This is a genomic window from Myroides albus (genome assembly GCF_009711045.1).
GTDB lineage: Bacteria > Bacteroidota > Bacteroidia > Flavobacteriales > Flavobacteriaceae > Flavobacterium > Flavobacterium album_A.
The window spans coordinates 1-8,217 of sequence record NZ_WMJX01000068.1; the positions used below are offsets into that span (position 1 = coordinate 1).

An 8,217-nucleotide genomic window follows, 5' to 3' on the forward strand; every position below is an offset into this window, starting at 1 on the left:
AAGGACATAATCACGAGATTATGTCCTTTTTTTATTTATTAAAATGAGATTAATTGAAAATCAATTACCAATATTAATGGCTAAGCATACAGTTTAGTCTATGCTCTTTTCCTGTCGATTCACAGAGCATATAGCTACATGAAGATAGCAACTGCTATACACCTTCTTTTTATTCCCTAATACCTTTGAAACAAAACCTAACCTACTTCGTCTTTCTTATAGAAATGTAGACCAGGTTACAACCCTATATTGAACAAGAAAAAGTAGTACTTCGTTTGCTCTTTCTCGCACTTTTCTAGGGGTATTCTTGCACTTTTATACGCAAAAAGGGGCATTTCCCCAAGGAAACCCCAAGCAATCCCCCAGAATCCCCAAAGAAAGTGCGAGCAATATAACACTGATTATCATCTAAAAGATAAAGCTATGAGAATACTCGCATTGTAGATTACACTAAAAAAGAATTACATTGTAGTACATCAATCCCTACAAATATTCTTTCTACAAAGTAGAAATGGAGTTTTATCTATAGTTCAAATACACAATTGAAATTAAGGCCCCCTATTAAGTTAATGGGACAAGTTGGGTTATGTAATTTAGAGCTATCCAACATAAAAGACAAAAGTCATTTTGTACCTTTCTCCCATACCTTTGACATGACCCGACTACTTTCTATTAAAGTAATTTTCTTTAACTGATATAATAACTAATATTATCATCTGAAACGAAGAACTTCTATAGATGACACATATACGATACCATAAGTAACTCAATAGTTACCTTTTGTTTTTACTTAAAACTAACAGTGTAAAAACAAGTGAAGTTTGGCCTTACCAAGCCTTAAAAAGAAACGATAAAACGTTTCTACTAAAGTGTTTTATATTCTTCTTTCGCCGTTGAATCCCTTGGCAAATCAGGTCTTCTCATTTTAAATTTACTACCACTTAATGCTTCCAAGAAGGCAACCACTGCTTCTTTTTCGAATCTATCTAATCCAAGTGGCTTCATTAAGGAATCCGTTACAGGATAAAGGGGATCTTTCAACTTTTGTTCTTCTGTAGGATCGATCATGTGCATCCCACTATTATAGATATTTACAATACCAAACAGATTATCAAACAACCCATTGTGCATCCATGGTCGCGTATTCAATAAATCTCTCAAAGAAGGTGTTCTAAACTTACCTACATCATCTGGATTTTGAGTTACCACATACCTGCCCAAATCTTCATATTTACGCTTATAATAGGTCAATCCGATATTGTGAAAAGAATCATCTGTAAGATCCTTGCCAAAGTGACAATTCATACACCTTGCCTTAGTGCGAAAAATATGCATACCATAAATCTCTTTATCTGTCAAAGCATTGTACTTCCCATCAATGAATAAATCAACTCGGCTCGGCTGACTTTTAATAGATTGTTGAAAAATAGCTAAGGCATCTAAAATGCGTTTAACTGTAATATCCCTATCACCATAAGCATTCATAAATAAGTCTTTATAAGCTTCTATTTGGTTTATCCTATCCACAACCTCATCCAAATTATCAACCGCCATTTCATGAGGTGCCGTTAAGGGTCCAATAGCTTGCTCTTGCAGAGTTCTTGCTCTACCATCCCAAAAGTATACTGTCCTATCTCCTATATTGTATAAACTTGGAGTATTTCTAACTCCTTGCAAATGATCATGTCCTAAACTGACAGTGCGTCTATCTGTCCATCCCATCTCTGGGTCATGACAAGAACTACATGATATCTGTTGCGATCTTGATAATTTTGGATCAAAAAAAAGCATTTTACCTAAGATCACTTCTGGTTTTTCTTGTGTTGTAAAAAAAGCTGTATCTCGCTGGATACTTTCAAATTCCCTCCACTCTACCCCTTCATCTACTGTTGGTATAGGCCATTCTATAATAGGCTTCTTATAGCTTTCTATAATCTGCTTATACTCTACATCGTTAAAATCAATCAATCCCTTAAAACTAAGTAAAGAACTTATAGATACAAACAATAATATTAATGCGCTATTCTTCACTTTTACCCTTTAAAAAGTTATTCCCACCCTTAGTGAATATGAGTTATTCGCTCCTAAATCACTATAATTTAAATAATTGTAATCTACTCCGATAAAACCTCCAAATACTTCATCTATTTGACGGTTATATCGCAGGGACATCTTTGCGTTTTGATAATCATTTGAAACTATTTTAAAATCGTTATCCAACCAATTTCGCAAGCTCTCCTTTGTTGTGTTATCGACATATAACTTTGCTTTTGAATGACTCACTTTTCGCTGAAATACAGAGGCTGTAAACATTAGATTATCGCGATTATTTACTTTGTAGTTATAACTGGCTACAAGACCAAAGTGATGTGCTGTTATTTTTTTAAATAAAGGACTTTCTTCCTTTGACTCACTTACTTTTTCTAACTCGTAAACACCGTTTAAACTCAACGTTGCACGATTCATTTTATAAGTATATAGAATATCAAATCTACTGTTGTCTATCTTATACTTATACTGTTTTTTTTCCAACAGTTTAGTCAGAATTTCTTTATTATTGGTATAGTAAATATCGTATCCATCTTTCTGTTGGTGAGTTTGATTAAACAGAATTCCCAAACGATGATTGTCAAAGTCAAAGAACTTACTAAAAGACAGTTGATAAGCATTCGTTTCCAACCTATTGATATCATAGTCTGTTGACAGAGTAACTGCTTTATGTAACTTATTACTACTTATAGCAAAACAAGCATAGAGATTATTCTTTTCAAACTGCTTAAAGCTACCTCCTACTTTATAGGTATAGCCATAATAGATAGCGTTCATCGAATTATAGCTAAAATAACTATTAAAGTCTGAAAAGCCGGTCATTTGATAAATTGTAGATTTCTCAATTAAACTGGCAAAATCAATACTACTATCTTGATTATACTTTTCAACTTGTGCATATAAACCTACCTTATAAGGTATATTCAGTTTATAACTAGCCCCAACATTCAATTTTAAATCAGACGATGTACTCTTAGGTCTTGGGTCTGATTGGCCATATCCCATTTTTGCTTCATAACTAAACTCAGTTCCCACATCAATCTTTGAAAAAGACTTAACGTAACCTCCTTTGAAAAAGTAAACCTCGTATTTTCGATCACCTTTACTTGAATCTGCAATAAAATATGGTTCTATCTTGTCTTTGTCTACATTCAAATTCCACTGTACGTCATAGATATCAAAATTCCTATAAGCTACTTCACCCCAAACATTTTGACCCTTAGACAACTTTTTATAAGACTTTCCTTGTACGGCAAATCCTTTCTCTTTACCTCCCTCTTGTAATAAATAATCGTCTTTTTTATGCTGATTATAATTAATTTGAAAATCGGAAAAAGAGTAAATACTATAATCCGACATAAATGCCGGATTATAGTATATTGGTTTTTGTAAAGTTTTCTCTAAAGAATACTGCTCGTCGAGACGCGAAAAGAAATCGCGATTTTCTTGAGCAAACATATTAACAACTAAAAAAAAAATTGCCAATACGATCTTCTGATTACTTAATTTCATTTACTATTTTATTAATGAACAATACCCTTTTTTAAACTTGCTTCTGAATCTGGAACAAAATCATCAGTTGAGTTATTTGTATCTTGATACATATGTTTACCATTCTCCATTTGTCCGACAATTTTTCTTCTCACTGTCTTGCCATATCTCAACGGATCACTGTCTATAGTTCCTACACTTGTCCAACCTGAATCAATTGACGATCCCAATAGATTTTGTTCCCATTTTGTAGGAATTGAACAATTTACTCCATCCAAGATCCATTCATTTGGTACAGAGTACCCTTTCTTTTCAGTTATATTACCCGCTGCATTTACGTAACTGTATGAATATACGTTCTCAAGCATCCATGCTTCTTTAGTAACACCCTCAGGAAAACGAGCAATAGCATAACTCTCAAATCCTCTATTGTGCATAAAAAACATATTCATTGCCATTGTTGTGTAAATTACTTCAGCATCTGGTACTTGAGGATTGTCAACCTGTCCTAATTTTGGATTTTCGCGATTTGGAAATTCATAATCAGCTTTTGTTAAATCATATCCATTACTTACACTATGATCGATTGCATTATCTGCTATAATAATAAAATCCCCAGGCTTCACATTCTTAGAATCTTTCTCATGAATCATTAAAACTCCTTTTACTGCAAATGCCTTTTCTTTAATATTCGGAGTTACTTTGTGATCTAAAGTTGAATAAAACTCTGACTGAAGAATTAACAATCCACCAGTTTTAAGCTCTTTATCTGTATTATTAGTTAATTTAAAATACTTTCCATTTGTATATTGTTTCCCTTCATTTGTAAGTACTCCTGTAAAGAATATTTCTTCTATGATAAAATCATTTGCAAAGCTCTTTACAAAAATCTCTAAATCAATTGTTTGATTATCAGATACAATATCTACTTCCCCACTTGCTCCAATATGAAACTCTACCTTTTCTTTGTTAGTTGCTTTACCATTTAAAGTAATTTTATAAGATCCTTTTGCTATTTTAAGTTCTGTCTTGTCAGATTTAATAGTGAATACTTCTTTCTTAGCAGTGTTTAATTCAACAAATTCAACTTTTGCATCAATATATTCATTTGCGAAATCAGACTTTAAATTCAACTGTAAACCAGTCTCTTTTACAACTATTTCTTCTACTGTATTGTCGTCACTTGAACAAGAAGTAGCAACAAATGTTAAACTAAAAATCGCCATTGTTATGGCTAAAAAACTTTTTCTCATATTATTAAAAATTGTAAGTTAATTCCATTCCGAAATAAGGGGTTACCCTTTTATTTCTTTCTATTCTTTTATTAAGTCTATAATAGGGCTCTGCATAAGTATATAGTTTGTTCACAAACAATGAAGCAGACATTCCCTTAAATACCTCTTTAGATGCTTTCAAATTTATTTGTAGATCTAATCCATACTTATCTCTCATGTTATCCGTTGCTGAAACAGATCGTATTAACCATTGTTTATTTGGATCGTTATCAGGAAGATTATCCAAAGGATACCTCTGTTGATCAGCGCCAAAATACGCGATAGGAAACTTGTCTTTAAATGCTCTATCTTCCGTTCTTCTCAATGTTCCTTGAAAAGAAGCAGATAAGTTCATCCCCAATGCTGGCAGATACGTATCTACAATTAAGTTGTAATTAAATGTTGAATAAATGTAGCCCTGATTACTTTGATACACCCCTACATAAGGATATCCTGTATGAGTAGTAGATACCTGTGGGATTTCCTGAATGGGAATTGTATTGCGATAAGTAGTTTTTAGCCAAGCACCAGTTAAAGTAAACTTGGTATTTAAAAAGTCAATACGAGGCGAGTAATATCCAAATTCAATACCTCTCTTAAAAGTTTGACTACCATTAAAGGTTCTACTATGTCCACTTAATGTTTTTCTATCCTCGTATGGCAAATCTTCTAAAGCAGGAGGTTCTTTGATATTTACTAAATCTATTCCAGTAGCATCATACCTCTTGTAATCATATGTCAAATAATTTACCTCACTTCTAAAACCGCTATCCATCTTTTCGTTAAAGTAGGCGATGAAGAACTTGTGTCTATCATACTTAAAGTCAAGTCTAACCTCATACTTTACGTTCTTGGCTGCTGTCAAATCTTTATTCGTTCGATCAACGACATACGTCATATAATTCATTCTACGTACATTTTCATCTAAATGACCAAAGTTTAACTGCACAAAGTCAACATACAAATCAGAAGGGTAAAGCATACTCATAGTAGGCTGCTTATACAACTGTCCATATCCTAAAGTCAAATCCGTTTGAAAATCCTTCTGACCTATTTTAAACTTTGGAAGTTTCCACTGCAAATTAGTACGAGGCTCTATGAATATTTTATTGCTTAAAGCATACTGACTATCCATTCCTAACATAGTTGAAAATCTCGTCCCTACATATAAGCTAATACTTTGATCTGAGAAAGAATAAGTCATGACATCCCCTATATATCCAGCCAAGTTTTGATATGCTGGTATATCGCTAAAAGCTCTTGGTCTTACCCCCATTCTTTCAATAGGAGGAGTCAATAAGTCGTAAATATATCCCTTGCCATTATTCTTCGAATACCTATAGTCCAAACCAACATCAACTGCGTGTGTAATACTACTTGTATTAAATTTAAAATCTGCATTGAGTTTTAAATTAATATCCAATGGTCTTCCCTCGGTAGAGAAATCAGAAAAATACTTTATCGGCAAAAAATAACCATCATTAACTCCTTGCTCTAAGGTTATAGGAATAGCTGTTGGTCCATTTAACTGCATTAATTTATGCTGCTTAATATCTTCAAATCCCTGGCCAATATTTCCTATAAACTGCATCTTTCTGAAAGGACTTGATTCATTGGAATTTAGATAAGATAACTTATTTGAAATATTTATCTTGTGTTTTGAACTCTCATATCTATCATCCTTATAAACACCACTTTCTGAATCATAGACAAATTTGTCTATCGTTGTATTGTGATCAAGATTCGTTGACCACTCAATGACTTTATCCTCAAAATAGAAAGATTTCTTCAGTCGTATTGAAGATGTAATTCTTTTGTACGTTTCATTCTCCCTTCTTGGATCGCTTTTGGCATCGAGCAAATCCATACTTACATTTAGATCCCAGTTGTTCTTTAATCCTATTCCTTTAGAAATATAATAAAGCTTACTATAACCATCTGCTTTTAAACGAAGAGAAAGAGGAGATCTACCAGATACTCGATTAATCTTAATCAAGCCAGATGTCAAATCCCCATAAGCTGCTGTAGGTATACCTCTGATAATCTCAACAGAGGCAATATCGTTAGTAGAGATAGTACGCATATCAATACCAGTCGTAGTAGTGCTTCGTCGCTCTCCTATATAGCCACTCGTATTGCCAATAGTCTGCTTAGCGTTTAATGAACTTTGCATATCAGCATTGCTATTCAATAAATAGTCGTCCATATAAAATTGAACACCTATAGCACTGGTATTATATTTATTTTGATCAACAGAAGGTAATTTATATTCGCGTATCAAAGCAATATTCGTACTGGTCAAAGAAGGAGTACTAGCTCTTCCTCCTGGCAGCAATTCCATTACATCGCTAAAACTCGAGGGTTGAAGGTGTCGCATTGCTTGGCGATCAATAATACTTTTAGTCACTAAACCATCATCTTCTTTTGCTGTAATAATAACCTCTTGTAACTCATTACTACTTTGCTTCAGAATTATATTATACTTCTTCCCTGCTTCAAGTAAAAAATTGGGTTGATAATATTGATAGTATTGAAGATGAGAAACCGTAATTTGATACTGTGCTGGATTAATACTAACTGCAACAGTTCCTTTACTATCACTAATAAGAGTATAACTATTTGTATCATTTTTGATATACAAAATAGCATCTTCAATAGGGGTATTCAAACTATCTACAATAAGAAATTCTGTTTCCCTTTTTTGAGCATAACTACTCAAACTAAATACTAAAAAGATAATAATAACCTTCAAGTAAAGGTTGGTAATAAATCGCATGTTTCTAAATGTCTAAAAGTGGCACAAAGATATAGCAATGATTTATTTATTTTTAAACAGTCTAAATAATTATTAGTAATTCATAAAATATCGTTAACAAATATCAAAACAACAAAGAACAGAAGTTAAAAAATAAAAACTTTATCAATTGTTTGTTAATAATTTTATTTAATCTAAATAACATAAAATATATTATTCAAACATTTATGATAGCTATAAAATAAAAGAAGTCAAATATTAGCAACTACATTCTAAGTCAAAATAGACCAAAGTAAACTATCCTCTCTTTGTAATTGCTAAATCTATACCTACAAGATTCATATCTGAAAAATAGATTAGAAAAAATAAATAGTGTAGTGAAATTTGCCTTGCTTGTAATAGAGCGTAAATCACCGTAAAAAGTGAAATACAACTACTCAAAAAAGGAATCATGTTTTTTTTAAACATAAGATTCTCATAATTAAAAAGATAAGAAATCACAAATGTTAAAATTAAAGAAAAGTGAGGTTTTACAAGCTTCCAGCCTTGCGCTGTAAAGATTTTGTTCTATATTTGCACTCGCATTACACAAGTAAAGCAGACCAATAATGGCGAGGTAGCTCAGTTGGTTAGAGCGCAGGATTCATA

4 protein-coding genes are annotated in these 8,217 nt (G+C 32.5%); all 4 read right to left on the minus strand.

All coding sequences use genetic code 11. From position 1 onward, the window contains the following. Nucleotides 1–864: 864 nt before the first annotated feature. The 4 genes from GJV76_RS14720 to GJV76_RS14735 are packed head-to-tail and all read right to left on the minus strand — an operon-like array spanning nt 865 to nt 7,590. Nucleotides 865–2,031: a cytochrome-c peroxidase gene (locus GJV76_RS14720; protein ID WP_394367077.1), complete on the minus strand. Its 1,167-nt coding sequence runs from the start codon at nt 2,029–2,031 to the stop codon at nt 865–867. A 9-nt stretch (nt 2,032–2,040) separates the two neighbouring features. Then, the gene (locus GJV76_RS14725; protein WP_155093351.1) at nt 2,041–3,561 is read right to left on the minus strand and encodes a DUF6850 family outer membrane beta-barrel protein; all 1,521 of its coding nucleotides are present in this window, start codon (nt 3,559–3,561) and stop codon (nt 2,041–2,043) included. Nucleotides 3,562–3,572: 11 nt separating this feature from the next. Continuing rightward, the gene (locus GJV76_RS14730; RefSeq protein ID WP_155093352.1) at nt 3,573–4,793 is read right to left on the minus strand and encodes a DUF4876 domain-containing protein; all 1,221 of its coding nucleotides are present in this window, start codon (nt 4,791–4,793) and stop codon (nt 3,573–3,575) included. A gap of 4 nt (nt 4,794–4,797) precedes the next feature. After that, the gene (locus tag GJV76_RS14735) at nt 4,798–7,590 is read right to left on the minus strand and encodes a TonB-dependent receptor (RefSeq protein ID WP_155093353.1); all 2,793 of its coding nucleotides are present in this window, start codon (nt 7,588–7,590) and stop codon (nt 4,798–4,800) included. Nucleotides 7,591–8,217 lie beyond the last annotated feature (627 nt).

Coding starts and splice junctions, on each gene's coding strand:
- GJV76_RS14730 (WP_155093352.1), bottom strand. CDS start 4,793: ATGAGAAAAAGTTTTTTAGCCATAACAATGGCGATTTTTAGTTTAACA.
- GJV76_RS14735 (WP_155093353.1), bottom strand. CDS start 7,590: ATGCGATTTATTACCAACCTTTACTTGAAGGTTATTATTATCTTTTTA.
- GJV76_RS14725 (WP_155093351.1), bottom strand. CDS start 3,561: ATGAAATTAAGTAATCAGAAGATCGTATTGGCAATTTTTTTTTTAGTT.